This is a genomic window from Paenibacillus sp. Soil522, from assembly GCF_001428245.1.
Classification (GTDB): Bacteria; Bacillota; Bacilli; order Paenibacillales; family Paenibacillaceae; genus Pristimantibacillus.
Map to the genome: position 1 here is coordinate 86,667 of NZ_LMRV01000026.1, position 20,031 is coordinate 106,697.

The 20,031-nt window shown below is 44.5% G+C and carries 19 protein-coding genes; 7 read left to right on the forward strand and 12 right to left on the reverse strand.

Annotated features, from left to right (window positions below):
* Positions 1-245: 245 nt before the first annotated feature.
* The 4 genes from ASG81_RS05150 to ASG81_RS05165 all read right to left on the reverse strand — a co-directional run bounded on the left by ASG81_RS05150 (position 246) and on the right by ASG81_RS05165 (position 4,073).
* Positions 246-827, reverse strand: a complete 582-nt coding sequence (locus tag ASG81_RS05150; protein ID WP_056629987.1) for a TerD family protein — start codon at positions 825-827, stop codon at positions 246-248.
* Positions 828-854: 27 nt separating this feature from the next.
* Positions 855-1,448, reverse strand: coding sequence for a TerD family protein (locus ASG81_RS05155; RefSeq protein WP_056629992.1), 594 nt, complete (start codon positions 1,446-1,448; stop codon positions 855-857).
* Positions 1,449-1,794: 346 nt separating this feature from the next.
* Positions 1,795-2,484, reverse strand: a complete 690-nt coding sequence (locus tag ASG81_RS05160) for a response regulator (protein WP_056629998.1) — start codon at positions 2,482-2,484, stop codon at positions 1,795-1,797.
* Positions 2,481-4,073: an ATP-binding protein gene (locus tag ASG81_RS05165; RefSeq protein WP_056630001.1), complete on the reverse strand. Its 1,593-nt coding sequence runs from the start codon at positions 4,071-4,073 to the stop codon at positions 2,481-2,483. The genes ASG81_RS05160 and ASG81_RS05165 overlap by 4 nt, the downstream gene beginning before the upstream one ends.
* Positions 4,074-4,339: 266 nt before the next feature.
* Here ASG81_RS05165 and ASG81_RS05170 point away from each other — a divergent pair, with 266 nt between their 5' ends.
* The 5 genes from ASG81_RS05170 (at position 4,340) to ASG81_RS05190 (ending at position 9,204) form a co-directional block, all read left to right on the forward strand.
* A complete protein-coding gene (locus tag ASG81_RS05170) occupies positions 4,340-5,362 on the forward strand; it encodes a Bug family tripartite tricarboxylate transporter substrate binding protein (RefSeq protein WP_056630004.1) in 1,023 nt (340 codons plus the stop codon).
* A gap of 64 nt (positions 5,363-5,426) precedes the next feature.
* A complete protein-coding gene (locus ASG81_RS05175; RefSeq protein WP_056630008.1) occupies positions 5,427-5,882 on the forward strand; it encodes a tripartite tricarboxylate transporter TctB family protein in 456 nt (151 codons plus the stop codon).
* Positions 5,883-5,899: 17 nt separating this feature from the next.
* Positions 5,900-7,426: a tripartite tricarboxylate transporter permease gene (locus ASG81_RS05180; protein ID WP_056630012.1), complete on the forward strand. Its 1,527-nt coding sequence runs from the start codon at positions 5,900-5,902 to the stop codon at positions 7,424-7,426.
* A 53-nt stretch (positions 7,427-7,479) separates the two neighbouring features.
* Positions 7,480-7,725, forward strand: coding sequence for an HPr family phosphocarrier protein (locus ASG81_RS05185; RefSeq protein WP_056630015.1), 246 nt, complete (start codon positions 7,480-7,482; stop codon positions 7,723-7,725).
* Positions 7,726-7,986: 261 nt separating this feature from the next.
* Entirely contained in the window at positions 7,987-9,204 is a 1,218-nt protein-coding gene (locus tag ASG81_RS05190; protein ID WP_056630019.1) for an MFS transporter, read from the forward strand.
* On the opposite strand, the gene ASG81_RS05195 is transcribed toward ASG81_RS05190, so the two are convergent.
* The 8 genes from ASG81_RS05195 to ASG81_RS05230 form a co-directional block, all read right to left on the reverse strand.
* Positions 9,191-10,183: an asparaginase gene (locus tag ASG81_RS05195; RefSeq protein WP_056630022.1), complete on the reverse strand. Its 993-nt coding sequence runs from the start codon at positions 10,181-10,183 to the stop codon at positions 9,191-9,193. The genes ASG81_RS05190 and ASG81_RS05195 overlap by 14 nt on opposite strands.
* Positions 10,180-10,902, reverse strand: coding sequence for an amino acid ABC transporter ATP-binding protein (locus ASG81_RS05200; protein WP_056630025.1), 723 nt, complete (start codon positions 10,900-10,902; stop codon positions 10,180-10,182). The genes ASG81_RS05195 and ASG81_RS05200 overlap by 4 nt, the downstream gene beginning before the upstream one ends.
* Positions 10,902-11,555, reverse strand: a complete 654-nt coding sequence (locus ASG81_RS05205; protein ID WP_056630028.1) for an amino acid ABC transporter permease — start codon at positions 11,553-11,555, stop codon at positions 10,902-10,904. Before ASG81_RS05205 ends, ASG81_RS05200 begins: the two co-directional genes overlap by 1 nt.
* A 130-nt stretch (positions 11,556-11,685) precedes the next feature.
* A complete protein-coding gene (locus ASG81_RS05210; RefSeq protein ID WP_056630033.1) occupies positions 11,686-12,498 on the reverse strand; it encodes a transporter substrate-binding domain-containing protein in 813 nt (270 codons plus the stop codon).
* A gap of 338 nt (positions 12,499-12,836) precedes the next feature.
* Entirely contained in the window at positions 12,837-13,730 is an 894-nt protein-coding gene (locus tag ASG81_RS05215; protein WP_056630036.1) for a response regulator, read from the reverse strand.
* A complete protein-coding gene (locus ASG81_RS05220; RefSeq protein WP_056630040.1) occupies positions 13,702-15,018 on the reverse strand; it encodes an ATP-binding protein in 1,317 nt (438 codons plus the stop codon). The genes ASG81_RS05215 and ASG81_RS05220 overlap by 29 nt, the downstream gene beginning before the upstream one ends.
* A gap of 184 nt (positions 15,019-15,202) precedes the next feature.
* Positions 15,203-16,186: an aromatic acid exporter family protein gene (locus ASG81_RS05225; RefSeq protein ID WP_081417138.1), complete on the reverse strand. Its 984-nt coding sequence runs from the start codon at positions 16,184-16,186 to the stop codon at positions 15,203-15,205.
* Positions 16,187-16,276: 90 nt separating this feature from the next.
* A complete protein-coding gene (locus ASG81_RS05230) occupies positions 16,277-17,551 on the reverse strand; it encodes a cation:dicarboxylate symporter family transporter (RefSeq protein WP_056630043.1) in 1,275 nt (424 codons plus the stop codon).
* Positions 17,552-17,811: 260 nt separating this feature from the next.
* Between ASG81_RS05230 and ASG81_RS05235 the strand changes: the two genes are divergently transcribed.
* Together ASG81_RS05235 and ASG81_RS05240 are read left to right on the forward strand one after the other, a co-directional pair.
* Positions 17,812-19,092, forward strand: coding sequence for a sensor histidine kinase (locus ASG81_RS05235; RefSeq protein ID WP_056630046.1), 1,281 nt, complete (start codon positions 17,812-17,814; stop codon positions 19,090-19,092).
* Between the two features lie 6 nt (positions 19,093-19,098).
* Positions 19,099-20,025 (forward strand): response regulator, encoded by a 927-nt coding sequence (locus ASG81_RS05240; protein ID WP_056630049.1) that lies wholly within the window; start codon positions 19,099-19,101, stop codon positions 20,023-20,025.
* Positions 20,026-20,031: the final 6 nt, after the last annotated feature.

The window sequence follows — 20,031 nt, forward strand, 5'->3', positions numbered from 1 at the left end:
CTATATAAATCTCTACGACAATTGCAGTCTCATAGAGAAATGTTTTCCAAAATCAATTCCACGCCCACTGCGCTAAACTTCCATTTTTTGCCACCTGACCTATTTGGTCAGATCGACCTTTTGCCCTTTTGAAAAATTAACTGGCATGAAAATGCCTCCTCGTGGATATACGAAGTAATAACACTTCTTTTTGGTTTTAAAAAAAGGGCCGCCACAGGCGACCCTTCACGGGTAAAAGGATACGATTAGTTAGTAGCCAGACCGAAGTTGCGGGCAAGACCGCCTAGACCGTCTTGGAAGCCGCTTCCGACCGCGCTGAACTTCCACTCGCCGGAATGACGGTAAAGCTCGCCAACGATAACCGCCGTTTCAATGGAGAAGTCTTCTCCCAGATCATAGCGGATGAGCTCCGTTCCGCTTTGATCGTCAACGATGCGAACGAAAGCGTTGGAAACTTGTCCAAAATTTTGGCTGCGTTCTTGTCCATCATAGATGGTGATGCAGAATGCGATTTTTTCCGTTTCTGCAGGAACGGCACTAAGATCAACAGCAACTTTCTCATCGTCGCCATCGCCTGCGCCCGTACGGTTATCGCCAGTGTGAGCGACGGAACCGTTACTGTTTTTCGGGTTGTTGTAAAAAATGAAATCAGACTCGGAAATGACTTTGCTTTGTCCGTTTAAACAAAAAACAGAAGCATCAAGGTCAAAATCTTTCCCGCCATCATATTTATTAGTATCCCAGCCTAGACCTACTGTAATTTTTGTAAGACCCGGATTTGTTTTCGTAAGATCGATTTTTTGGCCTTTGGATAAGCTAATTGCCATTTGGAATGACCTCTTTTCTGGGTGAAATTATTGATATTGACGAGCAAGGATATTGACATGGGCAGCATGAGCGCCTTCGCCGATTGCGTTGAATTTCCATTCACCATTATGTCTGTAAAGCTCGCCGACGATCAATGCCGTTTTACCGGAGTAGTTATCCGTTAAATTGAAGCGAATAAGCTCTTCATTGTTCGCTGGATTGACGATGCGAATAAAAGCGGATTTGATCATACCAAAATCTTGACGTCTGGATTCACATTCATAAATGTTGACCGCGCAAAGAATTTTGTGAATATGAGCTGGAACACGATCAAGCTGTACGATGATTTGCTCATCATCGCCATCGCCGGCGCCCGTAATGTTGTCGCCGGAATGAATGACTGAGCTGCAGCCGCTCTGCTTATTATAAAAGCACACGAGATTTTTCTCGCCGCTAAGCTTGCCGTTAGCATCGAGCAGCAACGCAGACGCATCGCAGTCCACGTTAGCCGCTTTCTTCATTCCGAAGAAGCCGCCCTTCACTTCAGCAGGATCCCAGCCGAGACCGACGATCACTTTGCTGAGACCAGTGTTTCCTTTGGTCAGATCAACCTTTTGACCTTTAACGAGAGAGATTGCCATAGTATTTGCACCCCCTTTCCATGAGGCTTATTACTAGATAAACGACCGACAGAAGGTATTGTTCCTTACAATCTACCCAACAATACGCATATTCGACATGTAAGTTCCAAAAAAAAGTAAGATCACTACAATATTCAACAATACCCGGATAGCAGTGGATAAATCAGATAAAAAACGAGATAATTATAGACATAAAATACGGTATCGCGAGGTGATTTTATGGGATTTATTCGAAGGAATAAAACGAGCCTTATTTTTGGTGCCCTGCTCCTGATTAACGGGTTATTTTTATTATCTCTCTTCCTTTCAACGCGTTAAAAAACGGAGTGGCCTTTTCCAAACCGGATCATTGTTTTCTCTTATATACTCTCTCCGGCCTTCCAACGGTGCCATAGGAAATGTCCGCTACCAATTCACCCTTAGCCACGAAATATTCCAAGTACCGCCGAGCCGTTGTACGGCTGAATCCGGCCTTCTTCCCAAGCTCCTCCGCGGTTAGCACCTCCGGACCACTATGAATGAAGGCGAGGATTTTCTCGCTCGTTATTTTATCAATACCTTTAGGAAGGTAGGTATCCTTGTCCGCCCTTTCGCTCGTTCCCCAAAGCAGCTGATCGATCCCCTCTTGATCCACTTGCTTATTCTCTCCTCCAAGCAGGGCCATTTGATTATGATACTTTTGATAGGACTTCAGCTTCTCTTGAAATCGCTCAAACACAACCGGTTTGATCATAAAATCATACACGCCGCCGCGAATGGCTTCTCTTACCGTATCAAATTCCTTTGCCGCCGTAATGATGATGACATCCGTTAACGGGTTGTTTTTCTGAATATAGGAAAGAAGGTCAAGCCCGTTCATATCAGGAAAATATAAATCGAGCAGCACGAGATCCGGAGACAAAATGTCCAAATGCTCGTGTGCCAGCTGCTCATCTGTCGCAATGCCAACCACCTCGAATCCCTCAACTTTCTCCACAAACCGGCGGTTAATCTGGGCAATTCGAAGATCGTCCTCAATAATGACCACTCGTATCATAGTTCTCTCCCTTTTTCTTTTGGAATGACAACGGTAAATATGACGCCTCCCTCTGAACGGGAATGGAAGCTAATTTGCCCCTGCAGCTGCTGTACAGCCTGTTTAACAATAGCAAGACCGTAACCCCGGTTGACCTCATTTTTCGTGGAGAAACCCGTCTCAAACAGACGATTTTCAGCGTCCTTCTCTATGCCGACCCCATTGTCTTCGATCACGATCATTAAAGCTTTGCCTACATCGGTCAAAAAAACCTTTACTGTTTTATTGTCATGGCTTGTGGCAAGCACGGCCTCCAAAGCATTGTCAATTAAATTACCGATGATGGTCACGAGATGATTGCGGCTTATTGCGCCCGGAATATCTTTAAACATACTTTTCGTATCAATTTCTAAGCTTACCTTTAGTTCATTAGCACGGTTAAACTTACCGATTAGTATACCGCCGATAATAGGATCCGGAATTTCCCTTAAGAGAAAATGGATAAGGCTTTGATGAACATCCGTTTCATGCGTAATGATGTCCATCGCTTCCTGATACGATTCCAGTTGGATGAGCCCGTATATCGTATACAGCTTATTGGAATACTCATGCGTCTGCGAACGCAGTGCTTCGGTATATCGTTTCACTTGCGTAAGCTCCTCCGTTAAACGCAGCAGCTCGGATTTGTTGCGGAAGCTGGACACGGCCCCGACGACCTGCTGCTGACGATCAAAAATCGGCAGACGATTGACCACAACCGTACTCTCGTTAATGACCATTTCTTGATCGATTTCAGCATTTCCCGATTTGATAACCTCAAGTAAACGAGACTCCGGTATGACGTCCCGCACTTGCTTTCCGGTAATCTCCATTTTCTCAAGCGGATCGATTAGCTTTAAAGCCGTTTGATTGGCGAGAGTAATGGTTCCCTCTGTATTAATAGCGATAATCCCTTCATGGATCGTTTCCAAAATAGCTCTCTTCTCCTGGTACAGCAAGCCGATTTCCTTAGGCTCTAAACCGTGAATCGATCGTTTCACACCGTTCGCAATCGCAATCGCTCCTCCGCATCCTACCATAAGCGCAATTGCCGCAAAAAAGATCATCGCATTTCGGTAGGTTGCGGCCGATTCATGAATGTCTTTCAATAAAATGCCCACCGACACGATGCCAATGATTTGATTATGATCATCATAGATTGGCGTTTTTCCCCGCAGTGAGGGTCCCATAGAACCAACAGCTTCCGAAACAATCGATTCGCCGTTCAGCACTGGCCCGTTGTCTCCGCCGATCATTTCTTTTCCGATCCGGTCAGGCAGAGGATGGGCATAACGAACGCCTTCCCGGTTTCCAATGACGATGAATTCGGCATCCGTTTCCATTCTAATTTTTTCAACGATCGGTTGAATGATTTCTGACGGGTTTTCATCGTCGAAAGCATCCTTTATCACATCCATTAGCGCTACCGTCTTTGCTATTTTAAGCGCAGAGGCGCCCACATTCTTTTGCAACGTGGTTACCAGCATTCTCTCAAAAGTAAAGGTTAATGCGATAATAATTATGAATAAGAGCGTCCCAATTAACAAAATGAGTCTGGTTTGTAATCGCATACAATAACCTCCTTGCCCACGATTTTCTGTTCTGCATGCCGGCATTGCCTCTATTGTATTCTACATATTTCCCTGAATATAGTCCCCTGAACCGATTATGGCCGTAATTTTTATGAACAAAATTAACAGTATGAATATTTTTCAACTTATGCAGTTATTCTGTTCATCTCAAATAAGCGATGCTAATATGAACCTTATAAGTCAAGTAAGCGCTTACAGCAAATTGCAGAGGCTTCCTTGACGGATACCAAGGGGGGAATTATCGAATGGTTCTCAAAACAAATAATTGGAAAACGATAGTAGCCGCAGCTTTTGTTGCCGTCAGTCTTACAGCTTGTGGGACAGCTTCGAATGGAGGGGGCTCGGATGCTGCCAAATATCCGGAGAAGCCTCTCGTGATCACGGCCCCTTCTGGAGCCGGCGGCGGATGGGATAAGACAGCAAGATCTCTATCCAAGGTGCTCGGAGAAGCGAAGCTGGTCGATCAAACGATGACAGTAGAAAATAAACCCGGCGGCGGCGGCACCGTATTTTTGGCTGAATACGTGGCGAAAGACAAGGATGACCCTTACAAGCTGTTTGTAAGCTCACCGCCCATTCTCATTAACAATCTCAAAAAAGAAGGAAACAGTCCGTATGGGTACAAGGATGTCACCCCGCTCGCACAAATAACGAAGGATTACGGCGCAATCGCTGTTGCTGCCGATTCCAAATACAATGATATTCAGGCTCTAATTGACGACATTAAGGCAGACGCTTCAAAGGTTACGCTTGCGGGCGGTTCCGCTCCCGGATCTATGGACCATTTAATCAGCGTTTTACCGGCATTTAAATCGGGGGTCGACCCAAAAACGATCAAATACCTGTCCTATGACGGCGGAGGCGAAGCGATTGCCGCATTGCTGGGCAAAAACGCGGATGCGATCGGAACGGACATCTCTTCACTCGGCAGTTACTTGAAAGCAGGCAAGATCAAGATTCTTGCGGTTACTTCAAATGAACGTCTCGGCGGCGACTTTAAGGATGTACCTACGTTAAAAGAGCTTGGCCTCGATGCGGAATTCACGATCTGGCGCGGCGTATTGGGCCCGAAAGGCATGACGGAGGATCAAATCGCATTTTGGGACAAAACGTTGAAAGCTCTCTCCGAGAATGAGGCCTGGAACACAGAACTGAAAGCAAACGACTGGGCGAGCGAATACAAAAATTCTACTGATTTCGCAGCCTTCCTGGCTGAACAAGAAGTTGTTGTTCAAGAGCTGTTAACGGCGCTCGGCATGCAAAAATAAAATGGCCAAGGGAGGGAGCATGTCTCTCTCCCTTTCTTTATTTATCCATTGGAGGTGCAGGACATTGAACAAAGTATTTGACCGATATGCCAGTATTGTATTTTTACTTCTAGGAATTGGATTTATGTGGCAGAGTACGGCTATCAGTTCTTCGGCTTATGGCAGCACCGTAGGCCCTAATATTGCCCCTTTCGGCCTCGGAGCCATTCTAGTCCTTTTAAGTCTGCGTTTGTTCTACGAAGTATTGAAATCTAAAGGCCAAAGCAGCAAGGAAGAAAAGCTCGATTACAAAAGGTTTCTCATCATCTTCGCTGCAGCCTTTTTATATGCATTCTTCTTGGAAACGATCGGTTATATCATCGGGACCTTCCTCTTCCTCCTCGTCAGCTTTCAAGTATTGGAAAGAGGAAAATGGCTGAAGTCGATTTTAATCTCCGGATTGTTTGCAGTAGGCGTCTACGTCATCTTTGTCGTCATTCTGGAAGGTTCGATGCCGGGCTTCCCGTCATGGCTATCGTGATAAAAGGAGGTACATGAATGGACACATTACAATTTCTCGCAGACGGTTTTGCGACCGCCTTCCAATGGCATAATCTGCTGTTCGCTTTTATCGGCGTGTTAATCGGTACGGCTGTAGGGGTGCTTCCCGGTATAGGTCCTATGAGCGGCGTCGCTTTACTTATCCCTATAACGGCTTCAATGACCGGCGGATTGCCTCCGGAAGCGGCGGCAACAAGCTCCATTATTTTGCTTGCCGGCGTTTATTACGGAGCGATGTACGGCGGGTCAACGACCTCCATTTTGCTCAATACGCCGGGAGAATCCTCCTCCGTCGTGACCACCTTGGACGGCTATCAAATGGCCAAGCAAGGAAGAGCCGGAGCTGCTTTGTCAATCTCTGCGATCGGCTCTTTTGCTGCAGGATTATTTGCTGTCATTGCACTCATTGTATTAGCTGAACCGTTATCGGAAGTTGCGATTAAGTTCGGACCTGCGGATTATTTTTCCTTAATGCTCCTCGGACTATGCGCCGTCAGCGGCTTGGCCGGCAAATCCATAACGAAGGCTCTTATTATGACGGTACTCGGTTTACTTCTGGCTACTATCGGCATGGATACGGTGTCGGGTGTCGCAAGGTTTACATTTGGCATTCCGCTGCTTTATTCGGGCCTCGAGTTTTTGACCGTTGCGGTCGGCCTGTTTGCTTTGGGTGAAGTATTCAAAACGATACTGGAGAACGACTACTCCGCCGGTAAAACAGCGAAGATCGAACGTATACTTCCGACAAAGCAAGATTTAAAGGATAGCGCGGGACCGATTGCCCGCGGCTCGGTTTTAGGCTTTTTTATTGGCATCCTGCCTGGTGCCGGTGCCACATTGGCTTCTTTCTTCAGCTATATTTTGGAGAAAAAACTGAGTAAAAATCCTGAATCGTTCGGCAAAGGAAATATCGCCGGCGTAGCTGCTCCAGAATCTGCGAATAATGCGGCATCAGGCGGAGCCATGATCCCTTTGCTTACACTCGGCATACCGGGATCGGGTACGACAGCGATATTGATGGGCGCCTTAATCATGTATAACATCCAGCCAGGCCCTTTGTTATTCGAGGAGCATCCTCAAGTGGCATGGGGGCTAATTGCCAGCATGCTAATCGGAAATCTCATTTTGCTTGTTCTTAATATGCCGCTTGTGAAAGTATTTGCCAAAGTCATTCAAACACCGCCGAAATATTTGATTCCGATCATTATCGCTATTTCTATATTTGGCGTATATGCTGTACAGGTGCAAATCTTTGATCTAATGCTGCTGCTTGGCTGCGGGGTTGCCGGGTTCCTGCTCGTGCGCAATGACTACCCTTTAGCTCCGCTCGTGCTCGGCTTAGTGCTGGGTCCGATGATTGAAAACAATATGCGCAGAGCGTTAACTACTTCCAACGGTGATTTTATGATTTTCCTGCAAAAACCGCTATCTCTTGTTTTCTTGATTATTGCGGCACTCTGGATTATTGTTCCAATCTTGTTGAAAAAGAGAGGGAAAGCGGTTGTCGTCAACGAGGAAGGCTAGCTTCCTGGCGGCACGTTTATGCGACAGTGACAGTAATGAAGGGAGGTTGACTGATGAAAGCTGAAATTCGAGGCATTGTGGACATTAACCAGACGGCAGCCGATTTTAAATCAAGCATCGTCCTTCGCATCAGTGAAACGAAATTCGTCGACGTTAAAAGTATCCTTGGTTTAAGTATTTCACTGTATCAAAACCAGACGTATAAACTTGAAATTCACGGACCCGACGAGGAAGAAGCCAAATCCGCTATGATCGAAGTCTTCAACAAATATCATCTTCATGTAGAGGTAAACCGTTAAGCGCCTATTTGCCCCAAAAAAGGCTGTCACCATTGCAAGTTTACTTGCTTTTGGGGCAGCTCTTTTGCTTTTGATCCAATGCTGGATTCTTTCATACACTCTCAGGATAAAGCGATTAACCCATACGCGCGAAATGAACACTTTCGTATACAAAAATGTCAGGAATAAGCCTATACTGCGTAATCGGAATTCACTATACTAAGAGCTGAAGCAGGCGTGCAGCGCCTGTTTTCATTAATCCAGGCAAGGTGGAATCTGAAGATGTCACAAAAGCAAGCTGTACTCGATCTTGGCCGGAAGACAGATACCCAGTTGGTAACGCTTCGCGGGTTGCAATTTTGGCTATACGCTACGAATGTGCTGTCACCGTTTCTTCCCGTTTATTTTCAAGCGAAAGGCTATTCCTCCGGCCAAATCGGCTTTATGATGATGCTGGGACCGCTGCTGGCGGTATTTTTCCAGCCTGTATGGGGGTATTTAAGCGATCGTTTAGGTACGGTAAAAAAAATCGTCTTCCTTCTCTGGACGTTAAGCATTCTCAGCAGTATCGGGTTGTTTGCCTCTACCGGCTACGGACCTACGTTAGCGTTTGTGACGCTCTTATACTTCTTCTGGCTTCCTTCGCTTCCGCTTATGGACAGCATTACGATTAAGGCAACCGAACGAAGAGGCCAATCCTTCGGTTCGGTACGCTTGTTCGGTTCACTGGGATATACGGTCGTGCTGATCGTCGGAGGGGTGCTGCTTGGCAAGTGGTTCGGGATCTCGAGCCTGTCGCTGATTTTCTGGGCGACATGGGCCGTTCCTCTGGTTCTGCTCTTCAAGCTTCGGGATGAGCCGGCCTCCGGAGAGCGGATGTCCCTGCAATCGCTTAAGCCGATTCTGAAAAATAAATCGTTCCTGTGGTTTCTCCTGCTGGTCTTTATTATCTCCGTCCCGCATCGCATGCATGATGTGATGTTCAGTTTGTACCTGACCGAGGCCGGAGGGTCGGATTCGATGGTTGGCTGGTCATGGGCATTGGCGGCGGCAGCGGAGATTCCTGCGTTTGCATTGCTTAGCAGGCACCTGCACCGGGTGCGCGAATTTAATTTGATCGGCCTCGTTTGCCTACTGTATACGTTTCGATGGCTCGCCTATGCCATAACGAAGGACCCTTGGGTGATGTTCGCCCTGCAGGCGGGAGCGGCAGTCACGTTCGCGGTATTTTGGATAACGGTCGTTCATTATACAGTAAATATTCTTCCGAAGCAGCTAACCTCTACCGGGCAATCTTTGCTCGCGATGGTGTTCCTCGGCTTTGCCGGCATTACAGGCGGGAGCATCGGAGGATGGCTGGAGGATCATCATGGCGGATCGAGCATGTATGTGTTCGCGGCGATTGTATCCCTGGCTGCCGGCATGATCTTTTTCGGCAGCGAAATAGTAGCGCGAAGACGGCGGGAGACCGCGTTATTGAAGCAAATCAGTAAGTTGTAGTATCTTCTGCGATTGGCGTTTCCATCATTCTCTTGACCTCTCTGAGATCATGGGCCTTGCCTAGCACCCACATCAATTTGGGAACAATCGCTTCTGTATTCATATCCTTAGATGAAATAATCAGTTCCCCGGCCGCTTCTCGCCCTACCTCATAAAGTGTACGGTCTTCGCCCTCTTCAAGACATTGAGTAGTCATAACAACAGCTACTCCCGCTTGTATGAGCTCATTTATTTTGTGAACAAGGCTTCTCCCTTGGGTAGGTATTCCTCCAAGTCCGAAGCCTTCAATTATTACTCCTTTATAATGACACTTGAGAAAATCAAAAAGCTCCGGTTTTATACCCGGGTGCAGCTTCAACAAAAAAATATCGGGACATAAGGAGACTTCTAATTTCATCTCCTTGTTCCGTACCTGCGAAATGGGTTTATTGTACCTGATTTCGCCACCTTCAAAAAAAGCGACGTACGGATGATTAATACTTTCAAAGGCATGAAAGCTTCGGGTTCTAACTTTCACGGCCCTAGTCCCGATAATCACTTTGCTGTCAAAAACAATAAATACTCCTCCAATGTCTTCGCAGGCAAATCGCGCAGCGTCGCCAATGTTTTTTCTGGCATCGGTATTTTCACAGGTAATAGGAACCTGCGAGCCTGTTATAACAACCGGCTTAGCAATATTTTGCAGCATATAGGAAAGGGCCGCTGATGTATATCCCATCGTATCCGTTCCATGGGTGATGACAAATCCGTCAAAGTCATCGTAATTCTCATAGACAGCCTCAGCTATGCACACCCAGCATTCGGGCTGCATATTCGTGCTGTCAATTCCCATCAGCGCTTTACTTTCAACCGTATACCTGTGATTTTCTCCCCATAGATAGCTCACTATTTCCTCATCCGTCATTCCCGGAGTCAGCCCATTTTCCCCTGAGACGGATGCTATGGTTCCGCCAGTAGTCAGCAAAAGTATTTTTTTCATGAGAGTTTGCCAAGAAATGCTTTCGTACGTTCATGCTGCGGGGAATCGAATATTTCGGAAGGAGTCCCTTCTTCGACGATATATCCCCCATCCATGAAGATAACTCGGTCTGCCACTTCACGGGCGAAGCCCATTTCATGAGTGACGACAATCATCGTGATGCCTTCACGGGCCAGCGCCTTCATGACCAGCAAAACTTCTCCCACCATTTCGGGATCTAATGCCGAGGTCGGCTCATCGAACAACAGGACACGAGGATTCATCGCCAGCGCGCGGGCAATAGCGATACGCTGCTTTTGTCCGCCCGATAAACGATCAGGGTATTCATCTTTTTTTCCCGCCAAGCCCACTTTTTCCAACAGTTCCATTGCTCTTTTCTCATTGAGCTGCTTTTCCAACTTTTTAATGTGTTTGGGGGCAAGCATAATATTTTTCAATACGGTTAAGTGGGGAAATAAATTAAAGCTCTGAAAGACCATTCCTACATTTTCACGTAATTTATCAATATTCGTTTTTGGTGAAGTGACTTCCACATCGCCAATCACTACCTTTCCGTTCGTCACTTCCTCAAGAAGGTTCAGACACCTGAGGAATGTGCTTTTACCCGACCCTGAAGGTCCGATAACGCAAACCACTTCTTTCTCCCGGATCGTTGTAGATATATCCTTCAGCACTTCCAAAGAACCAAATTTCTTTCTCAGGTTTTGTACGACAATCATTATATATCGAACCTCCTCTCAAGCAATCGGGACAAACGGGTTAGTGCATAAATGATTATAAAGTAGAAAACACCGACGATACCCCATATCTCAAAAGAGCGGAAATTGGAAGATACAATAATTTCCCCTCTCTGCGTCAATTCCTGAATGCCAATGACGGACAGCAGGGACGTGTCTTTAATACTAATAATAAATTGGTTTACAAAAGCAGGTAACATCCGGCGTATGGCTTGCGGCAAAATGATCAGCCTCATGGTCATAAACCGGTTAAATCCTAAAGATCGGGCCGCTTCCACCTGGCCTTTGTCAATGGATATAATACCTGCGCGAAAAACTTCCGAGATGTAAGCACCTGCGTTCAAACTGATTGCCACGATCCCTGCAGTCTCTGCCGGTATTCTAATGTCCAAAAAAACAGGCAAACCAAAATAAATAAAAAAGACCTGCACCAGTAAAGGCGTACCCCGTATGAGGTCAACATAAATGGTTGCGGGGATTCGAAGAAGTTTGCTATGGGACGTATTCATCAATCCCGTAATTAATCCTATGACAAAGGCAATACTTAAAGAAATGATTACAATCTTCAACGTAATCAGAACGCCTTGCAACAGCATCGGTAACGCATCCAAAATAACTTGTAACGAGGATGTCAACAGCCGCAACCCCTTCTTTTCATAAATTTCACATGCACGCTTTCATTTCAGCTGCAGTGAACCTGTCGCTTTATCCTTTTGCCGGCCTACTTACCTGCTTCTTGTGGACAGGCCGGCAAAAAGATTTATTTTATTTGTTTGCTTCTGTTCCTACGTATGCTTTAACAATTTCATCGTACTTCCCATTCTCTTGCAGCTTTTTTAGTCCGTCGTTTATTTTTTGCAGCAGCTCGTCGTTGCCCTTTTTGACCGCGATGCCATAATAGTCGCCGTTCAACCGATCACCCACAACTTTCAGATTAGAACCTGGATCAACTGCAATTTTGTACGAAATGACCGGGAAATCTTCTAACGTAACATCAGCATTTTTATTTACGACTTCCTGATACATCGCTGGGCTGTCGTCGAAGTATTTGATCTCCGCACCGTATTTTTTCACCAATTCCTCAGCCATCTTAGAGCCTGATGTTCCTTTTTTAATCGCTATGACTTTCCCCTTCAAATCCTCCGGACGATTAATCGTTGTGTTATCTTCCCGAACGATGAGTGAAAGCCCGGCTTTGTAATACGGCTCCGACAAGCTGACAATCTGCTTACGCTCATCCGTAATACTGATGCCTGCAATGGCGCCATCTAATTGACCCGCCGTAATCGCCGGAATAATTCCTTTAAAATCCATAGGCTTAAGTTCAACTTCGAAGCCCTCTATTTCGGCAATTGCATGAATCAAATCAATATCAATACCGATGTATTTTCCATCTTTTTCAAATTCGAAGGGAGGATACGTCGCATCAGTGCCAAACGTATATTTCTTAACCTCTTCCTTATTTGCTCCGGCTTGAACCGTCTCAGTAGACTTATTTGCACCCGATCCTTCATTGCCGCAAGCACTAAGCGTGAATGCGATGAGTGTCGCGAACAACAATAATCCTATCTTTTTCATATAACAACCTCTTCTCTCTTATTGTTTTTTTGTAAAAAAACGTTCTCTATCACATTTTTATCGTACCTCCTTCGCTACAGCAACCTTCAGAATCCTACAAAAATAATTACATCGAAAGTAAAAATAATTTACATTAAAATAAAAAACGGATGCCAAGCACAAATGTAACCGATTGCAATTTTTGCGTTTTATCCATACGTGTTAACATATATAACATTAACCTGACCATCACGAACCAACCTCTGCGCAACAAAAAGAAAAAAGAATCCAAACCGTCAATCCGGTATGCTCCAGATTGACGGTTTGGATTCTTTTTTGGTGAAACTTGAAACATATAGTCAACTTTTCATTTTATCCAATACCTCTAAATAAAAGACTTGCAAAAATTTTTTTATGTTTACTTTTCCTTTTTCAGCATTCAACTCTTCTTCCATAACCTTCATTTTCATCCGGATATCTTGAAAGTCAAAGTATAGCGGAGCGTAATATTCAAACTTCGGGTTACTGTAATCCGTTAGACCGATCGAAGCCAAATGAACCAACGCGGCCATGATGGTCCGCCTGATCCGTTGCTCAATTGCTTTACTTTCTTTCTCAATATCGCTCTTGCTTTGTTTATAGGTTCGGGCTACGGATTCATACCATTCTTTTAGCGACGGAAAATCGGAAGTCTGCCGGTGTTCAATTAAATATTCCATTAAAGATACGATATCTTTACTGCCGATTTCACCGATTATACCTAAATCCATAAGAATAGGCTTCATGACATCGCGAACGGGTCGTTCTCTACGAACCGTTGATAATTCTACGGAATCAAATTTTGCTAACGTTTGCTTGATTTCAATAATATGCCGCTCGTATTTCCGCCGTTCATTCACTTTCAACAATACGGCTTCTACTTCCAAACGGTTTATTGGCTTATGGATAAAAAACTCGATTCCTTTTTGATAGGCTTCTCCTACCATTTCTTTATTTTCAATTTGTGAAATCATAATAAACTTCCCCGTATATCCTCTGTCTTTCAATTGTGTTATCGTCTCGATCCCATCCTGATCGGGCATCAATAAATCAATCAACACCATATCCGGATTCAGATCAAGTATGATTCGGGTACCCTCCATTCCTTCCCCCGCTGAGCCTGCAACCTCGCCAATCCCGCTATGCTCTATAATATTTTGCAGCATCCGCCTGCTAACTGCGTCGTCATCCACGATAACGAAAGATAGCGACATCGGCTTCCCCCCCTTTTTGTAAAGCGGTTTTTGGAAGATGAACAACGAAGCAAGTAGCGTTTGCTTCCTCCAATTTCTCCACTGTGATCTCGCCTCCGAAAGAATGAACAATATCGCGCACATGAGAAAGGCCTATTCCTGTCGCCGCGATTCCTTCCACATTAAACTTTGTCGTATAACCCGGCTCAAAAATAAGGCTCTTATCCTGCTCAGAAATACCGCCCCCCGAATCCGAAACAACAAAAATAATTTCTTTTTCCTTTTCAACAGCTTGTACTTGTATGGTTCCATTCTTCTCAATGGCTTCTACGGCATTGGAAACCAGGTTGTTAAGCACCGTCATTAAAGGTATATAATGCGGAGTAAAGAAGTTCGCTTCCACTTCTTTATCTATCCTAATTTTTTTCTTCAGCATTTCGCTGTATTTTTGATTTCCTTTTACGACAAAATCGAGAATCTCCGAGAGGCTCATGTCAACGACGATTTCACTGTCATATAATTTCAACAATCCTGCCAAAATACGCTGAGAATCTTTCTTCACTTCGTGGATTTGCTGGGCGACTCCTAATGCTTGCCCGCTGTAGCTGTTCAATTTCTCTTCTTTCAATTTACGGGACAAATTAAAACTATTTACGGTAATGGATTCTATCGTGTCCATCGATTTTTTTAAATAAAAGGTTTCTCCATACAAACCCGCTCCGATATTAATCATTTGCTCCATCCGTTTCTGCTGCTCTGCATGCAGGAACCGCATTTGACTAATCGAAATGCTGCTGTACAGTCCGATTACAAAATAGCTTCGAACAACCGAAATGGCTATTAACTGAAACCATTCTTTGAGATAAAATGTTTCTGTATCAAGCAACACCCCGCGCATTAAAAGCTCCGTTACGTTAGAAGAAAAATCGATTACTGCAACAACCGCGCCCAAAAGAAGGGGATGAAACTCGTTTATTCTTTTTTTAAACCTGCTCATACCGAATGCGAAAACAACATAATAAAGACCGGCCGCCAAGTTGTTTTGCAAGCTTTCCAGTATGGAAAAGGTGTTCGTTTCGATCATCCATTCTCCGGCTTGGAACACTACACTAAACATCCCTGCCATAATTCCCATCGTTATATAAGGCAAGTGGCGCATGAATAATAAAAAAAATAAAAATATACTTACACCCAAACCGATCCGAAATAAATTGTCACTGAAGGGATTAACCTTGAATTCCGCACCAATGGCCGTAGCCAGGGCGATAGCAATCATTTGCAGTCTTTCATTTTTAAAAACATTATTCATCCTACGACCCGCTCCAGTCAGAGAGTCAGACATCAGCACCTTACATAAACCTATCTTCTGTTTGTATACATACTAACACACATTTAACATTCGTTGAAGCGCAAATGCCGGGCGCAAAAAAAATCCAGCCCCCGTTACAGGGCCGGATTTCCACTATAGATCATAGACCGTATAACGTCTTATTTCAGATCGATTTAATGTAAAGCTCTAATTCATTGGCCACCACAAACAAGCTTGCACGGTTTTCAAATTCCGTTCTGGTTTGGGGCATTGGAAGAAGCTTATGATACTCTCTGATTTTGCGCAGTTCTTCATAAAGGCTATTCTTGTGATCCTGGCTGCTTAAGTAAGCACTTAATAAGAGCAGAAACTCTCCGATTCTTTCCCCCTGCTCCATTTGGACGGTAATTCGGGATACGTTGGGCAGCATCCTATCCAAAATATCATACTGCTGCTTCTTTTTTTCAAAATAATCAAAATAAGAATCAGACTTGAACAAAATACTGTTCTCCGCATCGAGCAGGGCCAAGGATTTGGACTTTGTCAGCGCATCGGATAGCTGCAGCAATTCTTTCCCGTCCCACTGCGTATTCCCGTCTTTCAAATAGGCGGCTATCTCATGCAATATGGTGCGAAGCAAGCGGTCAACCTCTGCTTTGCATTGATTTAACTGCTTATCGATACTCGGCATATAAGCATTGATCACAAGCGCTACGCCGAGGCCAATCGCAATGACGAAAAACTCGTTAACGAAAAACGAAAGCTCCGGTTTCTTGTGCATATAGACGTGCATGACAATAACCGAGCTGCTTGCAATCCCTTCCTGGATCCGAAGACGGACACATAACGGGATAAATAAAAGCAGCAAAACGAGAAATGAATAAGGAAAAAAACCAAAGATCCAAAATACGGCGCTGGAGAAAAACATCCCGATGAAGCACGCGAAAAATCGGCTTACCGCAGCTTTTATGGACTGCTTGCGCGATTTCTGAATACATAAAAGCGTAAGTATGCCGGCTGAAGAAAAATACTGGAGCTGTAACAACTGGGATACCAGCACGGAAATGGAGACGCCAACCGCCGTTTTGGCCGTACGAAATCCAATACTTACCGGCGGTACCTTCAGCTTCAACCGGATGAATCCCGGCTTTATATCCAGCATCTCCATTTCATTGCTTCGACCATCTTTTTTAACCCGATGATGTAAGCCGATAATCTCATTTGCTGGCTCATGCTCTTCCCCTCCACAATGATTTAATTATGCAGCTTTATTTGCTGTCTTCAGATTCTTCGTGTACAATTGCGATTTATCGGCATCGAATTGACCTTCCGATTTTGAGATGACCACTGCAGCCAAGCTGTTGCCAAGGACATTAACGACTGTCCGCGCCATATCCAGGATGCGGTCGATTCCGGCAATAAAGGCCAAGCCTTCCGGCGGAATTCCCACAGAACCAAGCGTAGCCAGCAGGACTACGAAAGAAACGCCCGGTACTCCGGCAATCCCTTTGGAGGTAACCATTAATACAAGCATTAAAGTTATTTGATCGGTAAGCGAGATATCGATACCGTACATTTGCGCTATGAACAATGCCGCAATAGCCTGATACAGCGTGGATCCGTCCAGATTGAACGAATAGCCGGTCGGAACGACGAAAGAAGTGATCGCCTTAGGACAACCGAACTTCTCCATTTTCTCTATCACTTTAGGCAGGACTGTCTCGGAACTAGCTGTTGAGAAGGCAAGAATAAGTTCATCTTTCATGATTTTGATAATGGCAAAAATACTTGTCCCGCTAAGCCTGGCGATGATACCGAACACGACAACCACAAAGAAAATCATGGCAAAGTAAACAACGAGCACAAGCTTTCCTAGCGGAATCAGCGAAGCGACCCCGAATTTAGAAACGGTTACACCAATTAGTGCAAATACGCCGAATGGAGCAAATTTCATGATTTGATTGGTTACCCAGAACATGGCATCCGCTACGCCGTGAAAAAAGCCCAGCACCGGCTTACCCTTATCACCAATAGCGGCAACGCCCAAACCGAACATGACGGAAAAGAATATGACTGCGAGCATGTCCCCGTTTGCGAGAGACTCTATAATATTTTTGGGCACAATGTTAACAAAGGTGTCGGCAAATCCGTGGCTCGCTGCTTTTTCAGCCGAATCCACATATTGATGGACATCGGTCTTGGCGAGATGAGTCATATCCACGCCGGAGCCCGGCTGCAGCAAATTGGCTGCCAGCAATCCTAAGATGATTGCGACCGTCGTCACGATTTCAAAATAGAGGAGTGTCTTTCCTCCAAGCTTACCAAGCTGTTTCATACTGCCAGTGCCTGCAACACCAACAATCAGAGAAGAAACGACGATGGGAACGACGATCATTTTGATCAGACGGATAAAAATATCGCCAATCGGAGATAGGAAGCTTCCCACTGACGGATTCCCGTAAAACAAAATACCAACCGTAATTCCCAAAACAAGTCCAATCAGAATTTGCCAAGCAAGACCGATCTTCTTCATTTGATTCACCCCTCAAATTTACAATATTTTAATGATGTTTAAATCTTAAAACGCAATCTACAGAAATCTACAAAAACATACATTCGATAATTTATTAGATGTCATAAAATCTTACATTATCTTGTTTGACACTTTGTTACTCTATATAATAAAGCTCCAATCTATCGTTCCAACTTTCGGTTTGACGATCATTATTGAAAGAAATCGGCCGTTTGCGTTAAATAAGTTTACATCATCATGGAATTAGGAGGTGATTATCCTTGAAAACAAACATCGCTGCGTTTATCCTTATGATTATTACCGTGCCTCTCGCAGGGGAATTGAAATTTTACCCTTTTCACGACGATTTCCGCGTCAGTTTGGCCACACCCTTTTTTTTCTTTTTTTTACTGTGGATTCAAAGAATACCGCCTGTCTTATCCGGACTTTTGGTTGGTATCAACGTTGTTACCCTTCGTATCGCTTTGGATTACCTATTGCTAACGGATGTTTCTTTCGAAGAGCTTGCTCACCTGCATTATCCGCCTTTATTTTATTACCTTGCATACGCTTCTTTATTTCAATTTTTGAGATTGAACCGGCTCCCTTATCGGCCTCTGCGTGTCGGGGTTCTAAGTGTCTTAATCGAATTCATTTCAAGTCTGGTGGAGCTCTCCTTCCGCCATTCCATTTCCCTTACGACCATAGATTTATATGCTTTTGGCGAACTAATTTTAATTGCGGTCATTCGCAGCTTTTTTGTTCTCGGTTTTTATAATATCATTCAATTACGCCAGTCCATCTTAAATGAAGAACAGCAGCGTAAAGAAAAGGAACGCATCCTTATGCTCGTTTCAAATTTATATGAGGAGTCCGTCCAGTTAAAAAAAACGCTTCAATACTCGGAAGATATTACAAGAGAATGTTATGAGTTATACCGGGACTTACAAAATGCCGAATCTATAAATGGGACCGCGAATTTTGCGCAGCAAGCATTGCGGATTTCCGGAAAAATCCATGAAATTAAAAAGGATAATCAACGAATATTAGCGGGGCTTTCCAAAATGATTGCCGACCAGAGTTCATCGGACTATATGAATCCGGTGGAAATAGGCCAGCTGATTGTCAGAACGAATCAAAAATACGCAGTATCCTCAGGCAAAGATATTCAGTTCCTATTGGAGGTGGAAGAGACGCTGCCTCCCATGCATGTATACACCCTTTTATCTTTGATTAACAATTTGACAGCCAATGCGGTTGAAGCCATCCTTAACAAAGGGATTATAAAAATCTCTGTCCGGCGCTTGAATGATTTCATTGAGTTTCGAGTAAGCGACAACGGTCCTGGTATCCCCCCTAAAAAAAGAAAGGTTATATTTACGCCAGGGTACACTTCAAAGTATGATGTTTCAGGAAAGCCTTCAACCGGAATCGGTTTATCCTACGTTCAGGAAGTCGTGAAAGACCGTGGAGGACAGTTTGAATTACTGGATGAATGGGAAACCGGCAAAACCGTATTTATCATACACTTGCCTATCGATGAGCTTACCGAGAAAGGATGACGATCCATGCGATTTTTTATTGTGGATGACGATCAAGGAGTTCGCTCCATGTTAGCTGATATTATTGAGGAGGACGGGCTGGGGAAAGTGGTCGGAGAAACGGATGACGGCTTTCATATAAACAGCGACTTGCTGGAGCTAAAAAAAGTCGATATTCTTTTGATCGATATGTTAATGCCGATTCAAGACGGAATCCAGACCGTTCGGGCATTAGGGTCGCATTTTCACGGAAAAATCATCATGATCTCACAGATCGAATCGAAAAATATGATTAGTGAAGCCTACTCGCTTGGCGTCGAATATTATATTACCAAACCGGTTAACCGGCTGGAAATTTTGGCGGTTATCCGAAAGGTCGAGGAACGCTTGCGGCTGCAAAAATCGATATCCTTTATACAGAGAACTTTGCAGGACTTTACATTCGAGAAGCCTCAGGAGAGGCAAGAGCCGCCCGGTTCAAAGAAAGAAATGTTGACTGCCGGTCATTTTCTGTTGTCGGAGCTTGGAATGATCGGGGAAGCAGGCAGTAAAGATTTATTGGATATTCTCGGGTACCTATACGAAAAAGAAACCGAATCTGTTCACTCTATAAATGCGTTTCCTTCATTAAAGGATATTTTTAGTAATACCGCTGCGAAAAAACTGGGAAGCTCGGCAACATCTGCGGAACTAAATAAGGAGATCAAAGCCTCGGAGCAGCGTGTACGAAGAGCCATTTTCCAGGCACTCAGCCATATGGCTTCACTTGGCCTAACCGATTATACCCATCCAAAGTTTGAAAATTATGCTTCGAAAATTTTCGATTTCACCGAAATTCGAAAAAGAATGTCGGAATTGCAAAACAATATAGAATCATCCCAATCCCAAATCCGGATCAACACAAAAAAATTTGTACAAGTGCTCTATTTGGAAGCGAAGCAATCGATGAGTTGATTATAC

What these genes read in the sequence shown, in the direction of transcription:
- ASG81_RS05150 (WP_056629987.1), bottom strand. Translation starts at nt 827, where the DNA reads ATGGCAATTAGCTTATCCAAAGGCCAAAAAATCGATCTTACGAAAACA.
- ASG81_RS05155 (WP_056629992.1), bottom strand. Translation starts at nt 1,448, where the DNA reads ATGGCAATCTCTCTCGTTAAAGGTCAAAAGGTTGATCTGACCAAAGGA.
- ASG81_RS05160 (WP_056629998.1), bottom strand. Translation starts at nt 2,484, where the DNA reads ATGATACGAGTGGTCATTATTGAGGACGATCTTCGAATTGCCCAGATT.
- ASG81_RS05165 (WP_056630001.1), bottom strand. Translation starts at nt 4,073, where the DNA reads ATGCGATTACAAACCAGACTCATTTTGTTAATTGGGACGCTCTTATTC.
- ASG81_RS05170 (WP_056630004.1), top strand. Translation starts at nt 4,340, where the DNA reads ATGGTTCTCAAAACAAATAATTGGAAAACGATAGTAGCCGCAGCTTTT.
- ASG81_RS05180 (WP_056630012.1), top strand. Translation starts at nt 5,900, where the DNA reads ATGGACACATTACAATTTCTCGCAGACGGTTTTGCGACCGCCTTCCAA.
- ASG81_RS05185 (WP_056630015.1), top strand. Translation starts at nt 7,480, where the DNA reads ATGAAAGCTGAAATTCGAGGCATTGTGGACATTAACCAGACGGCAGCC.
- ASG81_RS05190 (WP_056630019.1), top strand. Translation starts at nt 7,987, where the DNA reads ATGTCACAAAAGCAAGCTGTACTCGATCTTGGCCGGAAGACAGATACC.
- ASG81_RS05195 (WP_056630022.1), bottom strand. Translation starts at nt 10,183, where the DNA reads ATGAAAAAAATACTTTTGCTGACTACTGGCGGAACCATAGCATCCGTC.
- ASG81_RS05200 (WP_056630025.1), bottom strand. Translation starts at nt 10,902, where the DNA reads ATGATTGTCGTACAAAACCTGAGAAAGAAATTTGGTTCTTTGGAAGTG.
- ASG81_RS05210 (WP_056630033.1), bottom strand. Translation starts at nt 12,498, where the DNA reads ATGAAAAAGATAGGATTATTGTTGTTCGCGACACTCATCGCATTCACG.
- ASG81_RS05215 (WP_056630036.1), bottom strand. Translation starts at nt 13,730, where the DNA reads ATGTCGCTATCTTTCGTTATCGTGGATGACGACGCAGTTAGCAGGCGG.
- ASG81_RS05220 (WP_056630040.1), bottom strand. Translation starts at nt 15,018, where the DNA reads ATGAATAATGTTTTTAAAAATGAAAGACTGCAAATGATTGCTATCGCC.
- ASG81_RS05225 (WP_081417138.1), bottom strand. Translation starts at nt 16,186, where the DNA reads ATGGAGATGCTGGATATAAAGCCGGGATTCATCCGGTTGAAGCTGAAG.
- ASG81_RS05230 (WP_056630043.1), bottom strand. Translation starts at nt 17,551, where the DNA reads ATGAAGAAGATCGGTCTTGCTTGGCAAATTCTGATTGGACTTGTTTTG.
- ASG81_RS05240 (WP_056630049.1), top strand. Translation starts at nt 19,099, where the DNA reads ATGCGATTTTTTATTGTGGATGACGATCAAGGAGTTCGCTCCATGTTA.